General features: G+C 32.8%; 17 protein-coding genes and 2 pseudogenes. 7 read left to right on the plus strand and 12 right to left on the minus strand.

Features of this window, described 5'->3' with window-relative positions; translation table 11 throughout:
• Positions 1-21: 21 nt before the first annotated feature.
• Both H280_RS0107225 and H280_RS0107230 read right to left on the minus strand, forming a co-directional pair.
• Complete coding sequence (locus H280_RS0107225) at positions 22-2,103, minus strand: putative nucleotide-diphospho-sugar transferase (protein ID WP_020060450.1); 2,082 nt, start codon at positions 2,101-2,103, stop codon at positions 22-24.
• Positions 2,104-2,123: 20 nt separating this feature from the next.
• Complete coding sequence (locus H280_RS0107230) at positions 2,124-2,873, minus strand: sugar phosphate nucleotidyltransferase (protein WP_020060451.1); 750 nt, start codon at positions 2,871-2,873, stop codon at positions 2,124-2,126.
• A gap of 554 nt (positions 2,874-3,427) precedes the next feature.
• Here H280_RS0107230 and H280_RS24845 point away from each other — a divergent pair.
• Positions 3,428-3,544, plus strand: a complete 117-nt coding sequence (locus tag H280_RS24845; protein WP_020060452.1) for a YjcZ family sporulation protein — start codon at positions 3,428-3,430, stop codon at positions 3,542-3,544.
• A 105-nt stretch (positions 3,545-3,649) separates the two neighbouring features.
• On the opposite strand, the pseudogene H280_RS24850 reads toward H280_RS24845, so the two are convergent.
• Both H280_RS24850 and H280_RS24855 read right to left on the minus strand, forming a co-directional pair.
• A pseudogene (locus tag H280_RS24850) lies at positions 3,650-4,023 on the minus strand (MFS transporter); the annotation flags it as partial.
• 121 nt (positions 4,024-4,144) lie between these two features.
• Positions 4,145-4,288 (minus strand): annotated as a pseudogene (locus H280_RS24855) (small, acid-soluble spore protein, alpha/beta type).
• A gap of 72 nt (positions 4,289-4,360) precedes the next feature.
• Here H280_RS24855 and H280_RS0107245 point away from each other — a divergent pair.
• Positions 4,361-4,741 carry a DUF2512 family protein gene (locus H280_RS0107245; RefSeq protein WP_051094748.1) on the plus strand — a complete coding sequence of 127 codons (381 nt, stop codon included), beginning with the start codon at positions 4,361-4,363 and terminating at the stop codon, positions 4,739-4,741.
• Between the two features lie 80 nt (positions 4,742-4,821).
• On the opposite strand, the gene H280_RS0107250 is transcribed toward H280_RS0107245, so the two are convergent.
• Both H280_RS0107250 and H280_RS0107255 read right to left on the minus strand, forming a co-directional pair.
• Positions 4,822-5,337: a DUF3231 family protein gene (locus tag H280_RS0107250; RefSeq protein WP_020060455.1), complete on the minus strand. Its 516-nt coding sequence runs from the start codon at positions 5,335-5,337 to the stop codon at positions 4,822-4,824.
• A gap of 352 nt (positions 5,338-5,689) precedes the next feature.
• Complete coding sequence (locus H280_RS0107255; RefSeq protein WP_020060456.1) at positions 5,690-5,902, minus strand: alpha/beta-type small acid-soluble spore protein; 213 nt, start codon at positions 5,900-5,902, stop codon at positions 5,690-5,692.
• A 283-nt stretch (positions 5,903-6,185) separates the two neighbouring features.
• On the opposite strand from H280_RS0107255, the gene H280_RS0107260 reads away from it, so the two are divergent.
• The 3 genes from H280_RS0107260 (at position 6,186) to H280_RS0107270 (ending at position 7,730) form a co-directional block, all read left to right on the plus strand.
• The gene (locus H280_RS0107260; protein ID WP_020060457.1) at positions 6,186-6,347 is read left to right on the plus strand and encodes a hypothetical protein; all 162 of its coding nucleotides are present in this window, start codon (positions 6,186-6,188) and stop codon (positions 6,345-6,347) included.
• Positions 6,348-6,366: 19 nt separating this feature from the next.
• Positions 6,367-6,681, plus strand: coding sequence for a spore coat protein (locus H280_RS0107265; RefSeq protein ID WP_020060458.1), 315 nt, complete (start codon positions 6,367-6,369; stop codon positions 6,679-6,681).
• A gap of 194 nt (positions 6,682-6,875) precedes the next feature.
• Entirely contained in the window at positions 6,876-7,730 is an 855-nt protein-coding gene (locus tag H280_RS0107270; RefSeq protein ID WP_020060459.1) for a manganese catalase family protein, read from the plus strand.
• A 623-nt stretch (positions 7,731-8,353) separates the two neighbouring features.
• On the opposite strand, the gene H280_RS0107280 is transcribed toward H280_RS0107270, so the two are convergent.
• Both H280_RS0107280 and H280_RS0107285 read right to left on the minus strand, forming a co-directional pair.
• The gene (locus H280_RS0107280; protein WP_020060460.1) at positions 8,354-9,487 is read right to left on the minus strand and encodes a zinc-dependent alcohol dehydrogenase; all 1,134 of its coding nucleotides are present in this window, start codon (positions 9,485-9,487) and stop codon (positions 8,354-8,356) included.
• Between the two features lie 328 nt (positions 9,488-9,815).
• Positions 9,816-10,661: an MBL fold metallo-hydrolase gene (locus tag H280_RS0107285; RefSeq protein WP_028411143.1), complete on the minus strand. Its 846-nt coding sequence runs from the start codon at positions 10,659-10,661 to the stop codon at positions 9,816-9,818.
• Between the two features lie 362 nt (positions 10,662-11,023).
• On the opposite strand from H280_RS0107285, the gene H280_RS0107290 reads away from it, so the two are divergent.
• Positions 11,024-11,779 carry a YqcI/YcgG family protein gene (locus tag H280_RS0107290; protein ID WP_020060462.1) on the plus strand — a complete coding sequence of 252 codons (756 nt, stop codon included), beginning with the start codon at positions 11,024-11,026 and terminating at the stop codon, positions 11,777-11,779.
• Positions 11,780-11,980: 201 nt separating this feature from the next.
• A complete protein-coding gene (locus H280_RS0107295) occupies positions 11,981-12,604 on the plus strand; it encodes a LysE family transporter (protein WP_020060463.1) in 624 nt (207 codons plus the stop codon).
• A gap of 317 nt (positions 12,605-12,921) precedes the next feature.
• Here H280_RS0107295 and H280_RS0107300 read toward each other — a convergent pair whose 3' ends face one another.
• The 4 genes from H280_RS0107300 to H280_RS0107315 all read right to left on the minus strand — a co-directional run bounded on the left by H280_RS0107300 (position 12,922) and on the right by H280_RS0107315 (position 16,086).
• A complete protein-coding gene (locus H280_RS0107300) occupies positions 12,922-14,262 on the minus strand; it encodes an amino acid permease (protein ID WP_020060464.1) in 1,341 nt (446 codons plus the stop codon).
• Positions 14,263-14,337: 75 nt separating this feature from the next.
• Positions 14,338-14,496, minus strand: coding sequence for a hypothetical protein (locus H280_RS26055; RefSeq protein WP_020060465.1), 159 nt, complete (start codon positions 14,494-14,496; stop codon positions 14,338-14,340).
• A 301-nt stretch (positions 14,497-14,797) separates the two neighbouring features.
• Positions 14,798-15,826 carry a spore photoproduct lyase gene (splB, locus tag H280_RS0107310; protein ID WP_020060466.1) on the minus strand — a complete coding sequence of 343 codons (1,029 nt, stop codon included), beginning with the start codon at positions 15,824-15,826 and terminating at the stop codon, positions 14,798-14,800.
• Positions 15,823-16,086 (minus strand): transcriptional regulator SplA domain-containing protein, encoded by a 264-nt coding sequence (locus H280_RS0107315; protein WP_020060467.1) that lies wholly within the window; start codon positions 16,084-16,086, stop codon positions 15,823-15,825. The genes splB and H280_RS0107315 overlap by 4 nt, the downstream gene beginning before the upstream one ends.
• Between the last annotated feature and the right edge of the window lie 524 nt (positions 16,087-16,610).

The following is a 16,610-nucleotide window of genomic DNA, read 5'->3' on the forward strand; positions in this document are numbered from 1 at the left end:
CTAACGTCATATTTTAAAATTTCAATTGTAGTTTAAATTTAGTAGGGAAGTATACTGATAATAGTTTTTCACTGAAAATTTATGCAATGCTTCAACATATAATGGGGTGAGGTGCATTATAAGACTACTGTAGAGTATATGGCATGTGTTTCTTATGCTTTCGATGTAAGGAACGTAAATTTCTTTTAAAATTAATGGGTCAATTTTAAGATGTTCATGCTTCCATAAATCAAACTCATTCATATTAAAAATTTGCATGCTTCCAAAATGAAAGGCAATTAATTCATCGTTATTTACAAAAATCTTTTTGTTTTCCATCCTTATCGTATCTTGATTATTTAAAATTACATTCCACGGGGCTGCATTAATCCCTTTTTGATTTATGATTTTAATATTAGAGTATATATTAGGAATATGGTTTAAATATTTTTGGTCTCCCCATCTATTAAATTCAACATCATACTTATCTTCGCAATACTCAAGACACTTATCTCTCCACCATTCTAAAATTTCCTTACCATTTTTATCATTTTTAAATCCAATTAAACCGGCTTGATACATACCATGTATATTTTCAAGTTCTGTTGTGCCCCTTTGCGGGCATAGAAAAACGGAATATTTCCACCATTCACGCAAAATTATGTTAGGGTTAGAAAAAAAGTACATATCTGCATCACAATATATAATGTGATCCACTTCGGGGTAATGTTGCAATATATGAAGACATAATGGGGCTTTTAACGTCCAGCAATACTCTTTCAAGCTTCTTTTATTTTTTACATTTAGGAATTCTTGATTTTCTACCTCCTTAACATGAATAAGAATAGCATGTTTTAACTGCAACTTTATTAAAGCTTGGTAAGTGAAATCATCCATACAACAAATCCACACATTAAAGTTTTCTACCTGGTTTACTAGTGAATAATAACAGGTTAGCCCTTGAATAATATACTTTTGACTTATAATGAATGAAAAATTCAAGAAATTATCCCACTGATTCATTTTTCTTCTTAAATTTGAATTCTTATATGGGGTCATTGCTTCATTAATATGTTTACTACTTAAAAGTTTATTTGATTCTTCACCAATTTTTAATTTTAATTCACTAAGAATGGAGTGTAGTCGACTTAAATAAGGAGTGTAAATACAATCTAGTATATTATTAGGTATGTCAATTTTCCCTAAAGACCAAAGATCAAATTCATTTTCACTAAAAATTGTAATACATGCAAAATGATAAACAACTAATTGATCCGCTTCAATATATACTTCATTTAAATTTTTAGAAATACTAAAATTATTATTGTAAATACAATTCCATGGGGCTGCGTTTACTCCTAGATTTTTGGATATCTTTACCCTCGGAAAATAAATGGGAATATAATCCAAATATTTTTGATCTCCAAATCTTTCATTGTCAGGATTTGAACTACACCAATCCAAACACTTTTCTTTCCACCATCTTACACTTTTTAATCCGTAAGAATCATTTTTAAAGCCAATTAACCCTGCTTGATATTTACCATATGCTTGTTCTACCCAATCACGATCCCTCTGCGGACAAAGAAAAACAGAATCCCCTCCCCATTCATCAAATATAACAGCAGGATTAGAGAAAAAACACAAATCACCATCACAGTAAAGAACGGATGGTAATTCAAAATTCACAAGTAAATATTCTATGAAAACAGGCTTCAAAGTCCAACAATACTCATTAACTTTTCTTTCTGCCTTAATACTTTTTAAGCGATTATCCTCCAGTTCTTCTACCCGTATAAGCATGACTTGATTCAAATTCATTTTCTTCAATATTGAATAAGCAACTGAATCAATACAACAAATCCACAATGTACACTCTTTGGTGTTCTCCATTAAAGATTGTTGTAAAGCAATTACTTTTAAAACATATTCTGTTCCTACTATGACGCAAAGATGATTTCCGTGTCTAACGTTCTTATTAGAATCTAATTGAATATTTGTATTCACTGTAGAATGTGTAGACCTATTTTTGGAAGGAAGTTTTCGAGATAGTTGAAAATTTATTTTTTCTTTAGAGGGAATAAATGGACGAGGTACATTCTCTTTTCTATCATTAGAGTTCAATATCTTTTCACTCCTTTGAATTACTTTTTATGAGGATCCCAATTTTCATTTACATCCTTCAAATCTTTTGGTGTATCCACACTAATCCAGAAACCATTATATTCGTAAACTGCTAGTTCGTTATTTTTTATTAAATTGTGCAATGGTTTTTCCTCAAGAATACACGTATCTTCATCACTTAAGTAATTAAATATCGCTTTATTAAATACAAAAAAACCTCCATTTATTAAACTATCAAGTAAGGGTTTTTCCTTAAATTCTGTAGCAATTCCGTTTTCAACCTGCAATAAGCCATACTGACTATTTTTCTTAATGCCAGTCAGTGTTGCAACTTTTCCTTTTTCTTTATGAAATTTTATAAGCCCATTAATATCTATATGTGCTAACCCGTCACCATAAGTTAATAAAAACAGTTCATCCTGCACATGATTTTCAAGCCTCTTCAGCCTTGCTCCAGTCATTGTTTCCATTCCTGTATCAATGAATTTTATATTCCACGATTTTTGTTCCTCAAGCAATTGATACTGATTTTTTTGAAGATCTAAAACAAAATCAGACTCTTTCCAATTATAATTCATGAAATATTCTTTAATTTGTTCCCCTTTATATCCTAACGGCAATATAAATTCCTGATGTCCAAATTTACTATACCAATTCATAATATGCCAAATGAGAGGCTTTCCCTGTACCCGAACTAATGGTTTGGGTACACCTTCTAAAACCCCCTGCATCCTTAGTCCTTTCCCCCCACACAAAATTATAACTTTCATAAAATCTCTCCTGACACGATTGGTTTATACAGTTATTTTAAGATATGCGACCAATGTATAAGCTGTATACACTTATGTACCATAAGGACAAGTTTCACGTTTTCTTTTTATCTGAAACATCTCATGTTTAATTTAATTCATCCCCCCTTACCTTTTGGATATTATCATTACAAATGACGAATTGTACTTAAGTGCGACACCTAAAGAAAAACAAAAAAGCCCACCTCGCTCTATTGGGATTTTTACTTGAAGCTTTGTTAGACTAACTAAATCTTTGTAAACATATCATATACAAAGAAAGATTTTTCTATTTATTTATAGCGAATGTATTATTAACATCATGATAGGAATTTATAACAGTATCCTTTTTCGTATACCTTATGCTTTCTTATCCAAATACACTCTATATAAGGTGCCCTATTGGTATTACTAAAGAAGGTGTTTACATACAGGCACTCTTTAGTTTCAAATCACATAATATAATGTAAATCCACCGAAATTTCCGTAACCATTGCTACCATTTTTTGTTTCCTCACTTAAAGGAGGGCTAAATTATGGGTTTTGGATCTGGTTGTTGTGGCTTCGGTGGCGGATTCGCCTTACTGATTGTGCTATTTATCTTATTAATCATAATCGGTTGTAGTTGTTTTGGAGGTGGATTTGGCTGCTGATGCTAAAAGAATGGCACTCAATTTGAGTGTCTTTTCTTATTGGATTCACCTGCATAACATCTAAAATTCTGCACATACTACAAACAAGCTACCCTTTAAGTGATACACCTTTCCTAATGTATTTGATGTTTCTATTAATCCCAGAGCACTACTTACTTGTTTTTCATTCTGAAACATATCACCTACACAAGGAATGACAACAGGCATTGCACCAGCCGAACCAATTCCTTGAATAATTCTTCCAATCAAAATCCACACATAAGGATTTTCAAACCTCCATGATACCCACCCTGTAATAGTGCCTTCTATAGCTGCTATTAATAAATTTGGGATAATCACTTCCCCCCATTTATCAGATAAATAACCGGCTATAGGGATTAAAATAATAGCAACAACAGAATAAATCGTGATAATAAGAGAAACCTGAAATCACTAATTTTTAATTTTTTTTCGATTAACGGTAGCACTGGATTTAACATTGAATTCCCTAATGTATAATATATGTATCATAAACCTATATAAATCAAGGCACATAATCTACTTCATCTAAATATGAACAACATTATTTCATTAAAAAGGAGAGACATTTACTATATAAAATTAGCGAGTAAATCCAATACCAATCTGTTGTTCAGCCATTGCTACTAAACGTTTTGTAATTTCTCCACCAACAGAACCGTTTGCACGAGCTGTTGTATCTGCACCAAGTTGTACGCCGAATTCTTATGCAATTTCATACTTCATTTGATCAACTGCACTTTCAGCACCTTGTACTAATAATCGATTACGACTTCCGCTATTAGCGCCGTATTATTGATGATATTAGGTATATTCCAAAACATTTCACTTTCTAAAACATTACTGATTTCATTACTAATTACAGGAACAGCCTACTTAATAGGAGATTTATTTGTTCTACCTAAGTATGGAAATATGATTGCTACAATTGCAGATTTCGGGTTAAATTTTTTAGGAATCTGGGTATTGGCTTATCTTCTTACAGAGGCTGATTTCATTCGCAACATTTTCGCATCCTCATTTTGGGCGGTACTTCTTATCGGTGTGATAGAAGTATTTTTTCACATTTATATGAAAAAAGTGGTTTTACATAAAAATAATGATCTACGAGAATCAACTAACATACATCAGGATAGATATGCTATGGAGATCTCACATGAATATTTAGTTCTGAAATAGAAAAAGTAAGATCCATTCAAAATGAAAATGATACAAAGAATAAAATGAAATAAAAAAAGTGGCTTCTGCCACTTTTTTTATTAAGCTTGTTCAGTATTTTTAACATGTAATGGTGGAGGAACTATCCAGCCTTTTTTCTTACTTAGACGTAGTAAAGTTGCTCCAGCTTGTGCCTTTTTCATATGAAATTGTCCAAAAAGCATTCCCACATCTTCTCGAAGGCATTTTCCCATTACTTGACTACAAATTACTAATCCTGCGGCTAGACCTGTAGAAACAGCTGCTGCAATTTCAACATCATTGATGCGTGCTCCAGGAGGGATATCTTCGATAGATGCAACCGGTCTTTCTGGAGGTGCTGGTGGTAAAGCTACTCCATTTACCTTTAAAAGAGCTTTTAGTTCTTCTATTTCAGAAGTCATATCATTCTCAATTAGATTTTCTAAGAACTTCTTTAAATCTTCATCACCCGTGTGGTTAATGTAAACCTGGTGGCCAGCAACTGCTCCTTGTGCTGCAAGCAAATAACTCCAAATATCAAATATTTCTCCATAATGTAAAGGTTCATTTTGAGGATTTCCACTTAATACACCCATTTTAAGATGCCTCCCTTTTATAAATATTATAGTCAGTATGCTTTTCAATACTGAAAATAAACTTTTTAGTATATTTGTTCCTATAAAAGACTTTTTAATATTCATGGGAAACACCTTCCCCACAAGATATGTGCTTGTAATCTAGAAAAGAAGTTTTTCAAATAAAATACCCAAAGATTATTTATTTACAATAATCAAGAATCTTTGAGTACAAATGCATTTTATGAGAGTTTATTTTATAAATTGAATACAGACCATATAGAAGAGCTAGATGTGTTAACTACTGTAACCTGCTATACTTCCAATAATCAATCATATCGTTTGCCCTAATCTTTTCTATTTTAGGATGAAGTTAACGAGTAACTCCACCACCCAATTGTTGTTCAGCCATTGCTACTAAGCGTTTAGTGATTTCACCACCAACAGAACCGTTTGCACGAGCTGTTGTATCTGCACTAAGTTGTACGCCGAATTCTTGCGCGATTTCATATTTCATTTGATCAAGTGCACTTTCAGCACCTTGAACCAATAATTCATTACGATTTCCGCTATTATTATTTGCCATATTGTATCACCTCCTATGTTTTTAATATGCTACTAATCCTAAAAAATTAATTATTCCTTTTTATGGTATTTTATTCCACCTGAATTTGAGTATACGTTTTATTTTTCTACTTAAAATATGGCTGAGAAAGCCAAGAAGAGGCACTTTTCTAACACCATTTCATAAAAAGGTTTGTTTGAAATAATTTTGTTATTCCTCCTTCTCTTCTCCTCTTCTCTTATTTGAATTCATATGAAAAAGGAGTGATAAGTAAATAGAATCTAATACAAAAGGTGTTCATGAAGTGAATGAGTTACATGAAATGTTAACATTTAAAAATGTATGTATGACAAAATCAGCTGTTATGGCTGGCGTAGCTCAAGATCCGGCTCTACAAAGTTTATTACAACAAGATGTGAACATGGCTATGAAACATTGCCAAGACTTAAAAAACTTACTATCTTAATAACAAAAAGGTGTAATAAATGAATGAATCTATACAAAACATTACAGGTATGGGACCTATGACAGATCAGATTATCGCAACGGATTTATTACTTGGATCTAAAACAGCTGTAAGAAATTATGCTTATGCGATTACAGAAGTTACTTCTGATCAAACTCGTGAAGTATTACGTCAACATTTACAAGATGCAATTGATACACATAAGCAAGTAAGTCAATATATGATTGATAAAGGATATTATCATCCAACTAATGTACAAGAACAACTACAAGTAGATTTAATGACTACACAAACAGCTCTAAATGTAGCACAAAATCAACAACACCCTCTTTAAAAACTAAAAAATATACGGAATTCTATCTGCTACATAAGAACATACCCTGCTTTTTACCAAAAGCAGGGTATGTTCTTTATTAATTATCTATTTTAAATACAGCATTAGAGTATAAAAAAATATACAGGAATAAATTACCTTAATTTAGGGGATTTTATAATTGTTGTTTATCTAAAAAAAGAGAGGTATTTTCTATGTATTATTACAAAGAAGAATTGATTAATATTATTAAGCCAGACAAACCAGATCCCGCCGCTGCAAAGGTCTTACAAGAAATACTTGGTGGCCATTTTGGTGAAATGCGTACGATGATGCAATATTTTTTTCAAAGTTCAAACTTTAGAGGAAAAGCGAAGCAATATCGTGATTTACTTCGAGGGGTTTTTCTTGAGGAAATTAGTCATGTAGAGCTTGTTCAAAATACAATTAATCAATTACTAAATGGAGCTGGTGAACCTACGCCAGGTAATGCTGGTAAGGATAGAGCACCGCTTGATGAGGCGGTTAAACATGCAAATCCTCACCATTTTATTGTAGGCGCTCAAAGCTCATTGCCAGTAGATGCAGCCGGTAACCCCTGGAACGGCTCTTGGGTATACAGTCATGGAAATCTAATAAGTGATCTAATGGATAACCTAGTTCTTGAATCAACTGGAGTACTTCAAAAGACAAGGATTTATGAAATGAGCTCAAATCAAACTTTTCGTGAAACACTTGCCTTTTTAATTGTGCGTGATAATGCACATCAAAATGCATTTGCAAAAGCATTAGAAACTTTAGGCGTTGAATGGGGAAAACTCTTCCCAGTACCAAACTACGATATCAATAAATATCCTGAGTGTAGAAAGTACGTAGAAATGGGATTTCATAATACTCAATTTAATTTCAGGTTAGATGAAACAAGAATCGGAGAGATCTTTCAGGGTGAATCACCAAGTAGAAACAAAGGAGTCTTAAGTGTAACGGAGCCACCAAAAGGTTTTCCTGTTCCAGAACTTCCTGAAATGCCAAATGAGCATAGTCCGGGATTAAGGGATATGGAGCTTTGAGATTATTGTGACCAACCATTTATAAAGGGTTGGTCATAAATCTAAATTAGAAAATCTTTATAAGGTGGATTAAAGTCATGCAGGAGCTTTCCTGTATCGCAAAATCTTTTTGTCCAAAGTCAATTTCACAAGCGGATTCATTTTTAAGCATTTGTTGTACTTTTGTTTCAATAAGGACTGATACAAAATACTTACCACTCGTTTACATCGAATTATTGCATACAAGATAAGTCCTTTTAATTCATGAATTTTGGAAAAGCGAACTAGAACAAATTTGGATAATTTCATTTTGTTATCTATAATGGCAATGTTTCCGTTCATTTTCGGTCGTGTAAGATTAAACTTTATTCTATTTAGACTTGAATCGAAGAATAGCATTTGCGAGGTTTTTCGATGTTGATTGAAATGTAACACTATCAACTTCTTTTAATCAAATTGTATCCGCTTGCTTCTTTAATTGAGTCAGCGCAGCAGGACATGTATTAATGATTTTAAATATATATTTACATTTAAAATTTATTCAATATTTACTTTTCAAAGTAAAAAAGATAAGATCATCGGAATTGAATCTTATCTTTAGTATAAAAAATAATTAAAACGGATTAATGAGAAAGGACGAATTTTTAAGGTTTCAAAATAACTTTTATACAATTATCCTCACGATTATTAAAAATCTGATAACCAAAACTCGCTTCTTCAAGAGGGAGTTTGTGCGTAATGATTTCCTTTGGATCAAATTCATTTTTTGTTATTTTTTCAAACAGTTCAGGCATAAAATGAATGACCGGAGCTTGTCCCATTCTAAGGTTAATATTCCTACTCCAAAATGCACCTAGTGGAAATGCATTATAGTTGCCGCCATAAACACCTGTCATTTGAACCGTTCCATATTTTCGGACGGCTTTTGTAGCAATTTGTATAGGACCAAGGGTTCCTCCTTGTAATTTTAATTTTTGTTCAACAAACTCCAAAGGCGATTTTTTCCCGTCCATACCTACACAATCGATGACAACATCCGCTCCACCATGCGTGATTTCTTTTAAATGTTCTCCCATATCCGGGTATTTTGTAAACTCAAATACCTCAACATTATTAATCTTTTTTGCATAATTTATTCGATAATCCAAATAATCAACTGCAATTACACGCTTGGCACCCTTCATCCAAGCAAATTTTTGTGTCATTAATCCAACAGGTCCACAACCAAGCACGATAACAGTATCGCCTGATTTTACACCTGCATTTATTACACTCCAATATGCTGTCGGTAAAACATCGGATAAAAAAAGTAATGACTCATCCTCAAGCTCGCATGACTCTGGTATAACAAAGGGAGTGAAGTTACCAAAAGGAACTTTTAAATATTCAGCTTGACCACCTGGATGGTTACCAAATTTCTCTGTATAACCAAAGTAGCCACCAGAATCATAATGAGGATTTGAGTTATCACATTGACTTTCCATTTCATGTTGGCAATAAAAACAATGCCCACAAGCAACATTAAAAGGGATGACAACACGATCTCCTTTTTTTACTTTAGTGACATCAGGACCCACCTCTTCCACAATCCCCATTGGTTCATGACCGATAATGTATCCTGGTGGTAAAGGCATATTACCTTGGTATAAATGTAAATCGGATCCACAAATAGCAGTTGAAGTAATTTTTACAAGAATATCATCTTTTTTTTCTAATCTTGCATCATCAACTTGTTTAACCTGTACTTGATTTGGCCCTTGATAGGTTACAGCTTTCATATTCACATGCCTCCTTTTTTAACATTTCTTCAAAATATCTTTCATATTTATGATACAAAAATTATTTTCTAAGTTATTAAAGAGAGTCAGGAGGAATGCATGACCTTGTTATGAAACGTTTTCATAATGCCTTCTCTTCCCTATGTCTTTTAGCTATATTTTAAGACGAAAATCAATATTTATGCATGTTAAAGCGAATTAAATTTTCATATAAAGGAAGAACAAATCGTCTCTTCTTTTAAAAATATTTAATTTATTAATAAATTAAATATTTCTACTGTAAATTAAGAAAAAATTAGACGTTTAGTGTTTTATATAAGGATTACTGTTAAATATATCTTCCGTAATCAGGAATAGCTACTTTATCAAAATTCTTCACTAAACGACGCAATTCATTTCTTAATTCTTCCCCAGTCATAGGTAGACCGTGCCCTGTCACTACAAATTTAGGATTTAACTTCTCAAGTGTTTTTACAGACTCCCAGGCGCTCTCCCAATCGGTCGTAAGATATCTCGGTGGACCATTTAGTTCTTTTTGTTGAGTCAATACTTTATACAACGAATCTTGTCTGACAGTAACAAAAGCATCTCCAGCTATTAAGAAATGGTCTCTCTTTCGAAACAAAGATACATGCCCACGAGTATGTCCAGGAGTGTGTATCCAACTCCATTCAGGCATATAGGGAACACTGCCATCCAGTGGTAATTCATGTATGTATTCCCCTAAATCAATCCCCTGATTTGGAAACAACGGGGAAATTTTTGCTATAACTCCACCTTCTACGGTTCCATCTGGATTTGGATAATCTTGTTCACCATTTAAGTAGGGTATCTCTAGCTTATGCGCATAAACCGGAACATTCCATTGCTTAACTAATTCAATTACAGAACCAACATGATCAAAGTGACCATGAGTCAATATAATCGCTTTTGGTTTACTATGCTTACCAAACTTCTCTTCTGCCAATTCTGTGATAAGATCCACTGATTTGGGCATTCCTGTATCAATTAAAACCCATTCATTTTGTTTTGTAGGATTACCAACGAAACATACATTTACAATTTTTATACATAAACAATAAATATATGGCGCAACTTCCAGACTACTTCCACTACTAAGTGAAGTTAAAGGTAAAATTGTATCATCTAAATTACTTTTTAAGTTTTGATTCATCTTCTCATTCATAAGAGCAAACCCCTTTTTCGATTATGCTCTTTAGTATGTAGAGTTACTAAAAAATTATTATCCTTATAAAATTCTGTATCCTTTCATACAGCGTGATTAAGTTTCCTACCAAACCTCACTTTACAAAAAAGGAAATTATCTTTAAATAATTATTTATATTACTTCGTTCTAATCACTTAATCGTAATGGTTCGTATCAAGAGAAAAAATAGCAACAGGAAACTTCCAATTAAATTCCAAAAACATTGATTTATTATAATGATCCTAAAAACATAAATTATAATCTAGTCAGTCACCTATTCTTCAAGTGATTAATACGCTATATATCATTGCTCTTGGAGGGAATAAAGTATGATTACACTTTACGATAAAAACTCTCTACAAAGGGACATTACTACTCTTCCAGCTTGGCAACAAAATGTATTCCATTCTTTCATTTTAAAAATGACTGACAAAGGTAGGCCTTTTCCTTGTATCCCTGCACAACATGGTTTTACATTCAATCACCTTAGATATGGATTTATAGATGATCCTAGAACACCAAATGCTAGCGAACAATTCGCAAAGTTACTCAAGGAATATACAGAATGTTCTAAGAAAACAGGTAAATACACCTCTCTTATTCTTTTTATCGAAACACCAACAGAGCTTGTTGAAAAAGCTACAGTTCAAAACTTTGAACATATTTATTGGTCGCTTCTTAATCAAACTAGCATATTAGACGAGAAAGAATGGCCCAAGCATATCCCTAATGATCCTTTGGAAAATACATGGGAGTTTTGTTTCCATAATGAATCGTATTTTGTTTATTGTGCTACTCCTGCCCATGTTAAGAGACAGAGCAGACATTTCCCCTGTATGATGCTTGCTATAACTCCTCGATGGGTGTTACAAGAAATTATGAAATCTCAAAAATATAGTCAAAAACTAAGAAGCTTGATACGCCAACGTTTAACTACCTATGACAAAGCTCCCATTCACCCCTCTCTTAAAAGCTATGGCCAGCAAGAAAATTATGAATGGCAGCAATATTTTTTGCGTGATGACGAAACAATCCCATCAAAGTGCCCATTTTTCCGAATCATAAATTTTTTGCAAAAAAAATAAATCATAACCACAAATCCCTTGATTAGGTTTATGAATTGCTACATTCGTTTTAAATTAGGTAATTACTCAATATTTCGAGCTCCTGTAAACTGCAAGAATTATATGCTTAATATCAAGACATTTATTATTTAGTTGTACAAACATTGACTACTGAATAGATTAAGTAATAGATAAAGATTTAGTGGGAGGAGCTTGTTATAAGTGGGCATATTTTTAAGCTACGTTTTCTTAGGGTTATCATTATCTGCTCCAATCGGGCCGATTAACGCTGCACAATTAGAAAAAGGTATTAGAAGTGGGTTTTTTCACGCATGGATTCTTGGCATAGGTGCCTTAATAGCAGATATTTTCTATATGATACTTATTTATTTAGGTGTCATTCATTTTCTTGAAGAAAATATTATCAAACTCTTCCTATGGTGTTTCGGAGCTTTTATTTTGATTTATACAGGTATAGAAAGTTTGAGGGGTGCTAATGAAATTAGTATCACAAGATCTCAAAATAATGATTCCATTATTAAAACCTTTTTTTCTGGCTTCTTTATGTCCTTATCTAACCCACTAACCATTTTATTTTGGCTTGGGATTTTCGGATCTATATTAGCCAAGGCTGCTTCCTCTTATAATAAAGAACAGCTTTTGTTATACAGCATAGGCATCATTTTAGGTATACTTTTATGGGATCTTACCATAGCAAGTACTTCTAGTATTTTCCGTAAAATGTTAGATGCACGTTTGTTATCTATAATTACAGTCATATCTGGAATTTCACTTATTATTTATGGCATATACTTTGGTTTTCAAGCATTTCAAATTATTTTCTAATAAATTGAGACTTCCATCAGCGGGGGTTCTTTAGCCTCCACTGATGGAAATCCCACCCAACCGGACTTTTCCGGGCATTTGTCCTCCTACCAATTTCCTTCGTTTTTCTTTAAATTTTGAGGTGGGAGTCTTACTGCCTACGAATAGCGGGATAAGTAACTAATTGTATGTGAATCGTTTAAAGAATAAAGAATCGATACATATGTAAGCTACTCGCATTTAATTATGAATATAACCTAATATAATTATTACTTTGAAAAAGAAGACGACTAAATCTACACTGCTGTATAATTCAACATCTTATCATTTCATGCAAACTACACAATTCCTTTTCTCTTCCATAAAAAATGCATGAAGATTGTCGCTCCTATGATAATAGCTAGGAACAGAAAACTGACCATAAAGCCTAACCGGATTGTTTTTTGAAATATTGTTCCACTTATAGCCAATACAATAACAGTTAGAGCTATGATGCTTTTGAACCGTCCCCATCCTTTAGGATTCATTAACTTCTTAAAAGATAGGAGAATTAAAATCCAAGTATACAACAACATCAAACCAGCCGCTGTTGTTATGTACTCATATATACTTTTTGGAAGCAATAAAGCTGTAATAATTGAAGCTCCTAGCCCAATTACGATAAGTATGAAAGCAGGTAAAGAGATATTCCTCTTCCCCTTTTTGGAAAATATAGCTGGTGCATCTCCTTCTTCAGCTAGATTTATTAATACACTATTTACCGCAAACAAAGAACCAACCAATGTTGAAAATCCAGCTAAAATTAAAATGATATTAAAAATGAAAGGAATATACGGTAAATTATAGTCCTGTAAAGCTATTACAAAAGGGCTCTCTTTCATATTAAATTGATTAATTGGCACCATTATTATAGCCAATCCTATAGATAACATATAAACAATTGTCAAAAGGAACAACATTACCTGTCCTGATTTAGTTGCATCTTTAGGATCCTTAAGTCTCGTTGCCATTAGCCCCATAATTTCGACACCTCCAAATGCATAAAAAGCATAAATCAGCGCTGACCAAGAACCTAGCACACCTTTTGGAAAGAATTCCTTTATATTTTTAGGAAATTGTGGCCTATGAATTCCGCCATGAATGAATCCAAAGATAAGCATAATTGCTATTATTATAAATCCTACAATAGCTACCACCTTGATTATTGCAATCCAATTTTCCAAACGTTCAAAAGCTTTAGTACCAATAAAAATGACCATTAAAGCCGCTATTCCATAAATAGAAATAAATATCCAAAGTGGAATATTAGGAAACCAATATCGCGAAAATATTCCTAATGCACTTAGTTGACTACCCATGATTAATAGTTCGGAAGACCAATATGTCCATCCGTGTGAAAATCCAGCCCAATGTCCAAATGCTTTTCTGGAGTATGTACGAAAAGAACCTTTTTGCGGATCTGCTATTGTCATTTTTGCTAAAGCTTCAAATACAGTATAGGTAGTAAACCCTGCTAAGATAAGCACGAGTACAATTGAAGGTCCACCTAGTTTAATTGCTATACTTGACCCTAGAAAAAAACCCGTCCCTATTGTACATCCAATGCCAATAAGAGATAGCTGCCACCATGTTAAATCTTTCTGCTCTTTCACTCCATTCTCACTATCATGACAAGCCATTTTTTATCCTCCTCGAAAATACCTACTCATTCTCCCCTTATATTTCATAAACATCGCACCCTTTATACAAACTCCTCAATATTCAAATTTATCCAATATAATCTTATCTTTATCTAAATATTTTTTTGAAAGTTTTCTAATGACTTCTTCAATATCATGAGCCTTAATATTATGATTTACTACTAATTCAGTACCTACTAAAATTTCAACTGTATATACTGCTTCATATTTCATTCATTTCACTCCTTACTATTTCAATTAATAAACATTTTTGTCCTATATTCATTCTAACTTTATAAATTGTACAAAATTAGCTTTGACACATATATTAAGTTCTCCATGGCTATATCTCTTATCTAGACTTTTGCCTCATCCTAATTTAAAGGTTGCTTTAAATTAAACTCTTTGTTACGAAAAAGACATACATAGCAAGTAAGTAATCAACGGAGTTAAATTAAAGCACATTTAATGTGGCGTTATAAACTGATGTTTATTTCTAACACCTATATATTGTTGTAACAGAGTTGGCATTATTCTATGTGAAATATTCTAGCTTTGCATTGGGAAAGAACTTCTCCATATAAGAATAAAGATAATTTTTTATATCTTCCTCTTCTTCTTTTTGATAAATGTATTTTCCAATTCCGTATTTTCCCCATTTATATCTTCTTTTCTCTTCATCTAATTCCAATTTCGTCATTGGGTAATTTTTTTCAATCACTCTCTTCGCAGGCTTTGTAAAACGATGTTGAATAAATTCAAACGTGATATCCTCACGTGCATCACGGGGTAATTCAGCATCAATGCGCTCAAACATCTGATAGTATCCATCTTTCCAACCTTCATGAAGATAAATAGGAGCAACAATGAATCCAAGGGGATATCCTGCTCTTGCCACTTTTCCAGCTGCCTCAATCCTTTTAGCTAATGGAGAAGTTCCTGGCTCAAAATTTTTAATAACATAATCAGCGTTTACACTAAACCGAAATCTTGTTTTTCCATTATGTTTTGCATCAAGTAAATGATCTACATGATGAAATTTTGTAACGAACCTCAATTTTCCATATTCAGATTCTCCAAAATGCTCAATTGCACGTTTGAGGGTATGAGTCAAATGATCTATTCCCACAATATCGGATGTACAGGAGGCTTCAAACCTTGTCAGTTCAGGTGCACGTGCCTCTATATATTTGTCAGCAGCTTCTAGAATTTCGTCGACATTTACATAGGTACGGATATATGGCTTACTCCCCATTGTTGTTTGTAAATAACAATAATGACAATGCCCCATACAGCCTGTTGCAAACGGAATAGCATACTCTGCTGAAGGCTTTGAGGTATCAAATTTTAGTGTTTTTCTAACGCCCACGACAAGGGTAGATTTTGCTACTCGATATTTTTGAAAATCGTTTTCTCCTGGGAGATCTCTCACTTGATTATGAGAAGTAGTATGCCGAATTTCAACATCCATCTTTGCAAATTTTTCATGAAGCTCTCTCCCTAATGGATAATCCAGTGCTTTGGGTTCAAAGTATACAAGTTTAGGCAGAAATGGATTATTCATTCTAGCATCCCTTCTGAAGCATCTCCATAATAGTAGTTGTAAGCTTGGTTTGCCTCTTCTTCTGTAGAATAAACAGCCATTTCATGTGAAAGTGGATAATAAGTTTCATAAAGAAACAATGCTAATTCATTAGGAGTATTAGGGTTATTTACAACAGCTGCGGCTTGTATATTTGCTACATCCTGAGTGTGGGGGTTGCGATAAAAAACATAGACAATATCTCCAGCACGATAAGTTTTACTTTCGTTAGACAATTCCATTCCATCACCTTTTCTTTTTATAAAATTTACTGCATAAAGTTATTCATTAATAAAACTTTCCCTTTAAGGTTTAGAATTATGTCATCTTTATTATAGAAAAATTAAATGAAGTCAATTAATTTTGGATTAAAGTCAATATTTTGGACGCAAAAAAGTTAAATCTAAGCTACTTTTTTAGTTAGATCTTCTATCGCTTGTGTTTAGTGCAAAATAAAAGTGGTTCTTACGCTAATTTGGAGAAAGTTGATATAACACTTTAGAAATGTAATCCTTGTTTTTTACAATAGGTAATTAGAGTTTACATAATTTAACAAATAGCTTGTTAATCTAAATTTAAATAAACGCTTACTGAGGATGGTCTTCCCTTATCAGGTAGTCCTTTTCATTAAGCAGCCATACCTTTCTGAATATCACATACATATTGACCTATATTTTTAATATCTTTATAACTAATCTAATAGGTATAAAAAAGAGGATATATGCTCAAACATAGAACATAATATCCTCTTATTAGTTTAGTCTAT

Origin of the sequence: Bacillus sp. 123MFChir2, assembly GCF_000383235.1 — a bacterium.
Lineage (GTDB): Bacteria > Bacillota > Bacilli > Bacillales > Bacillaceae_G > Bacillus_A.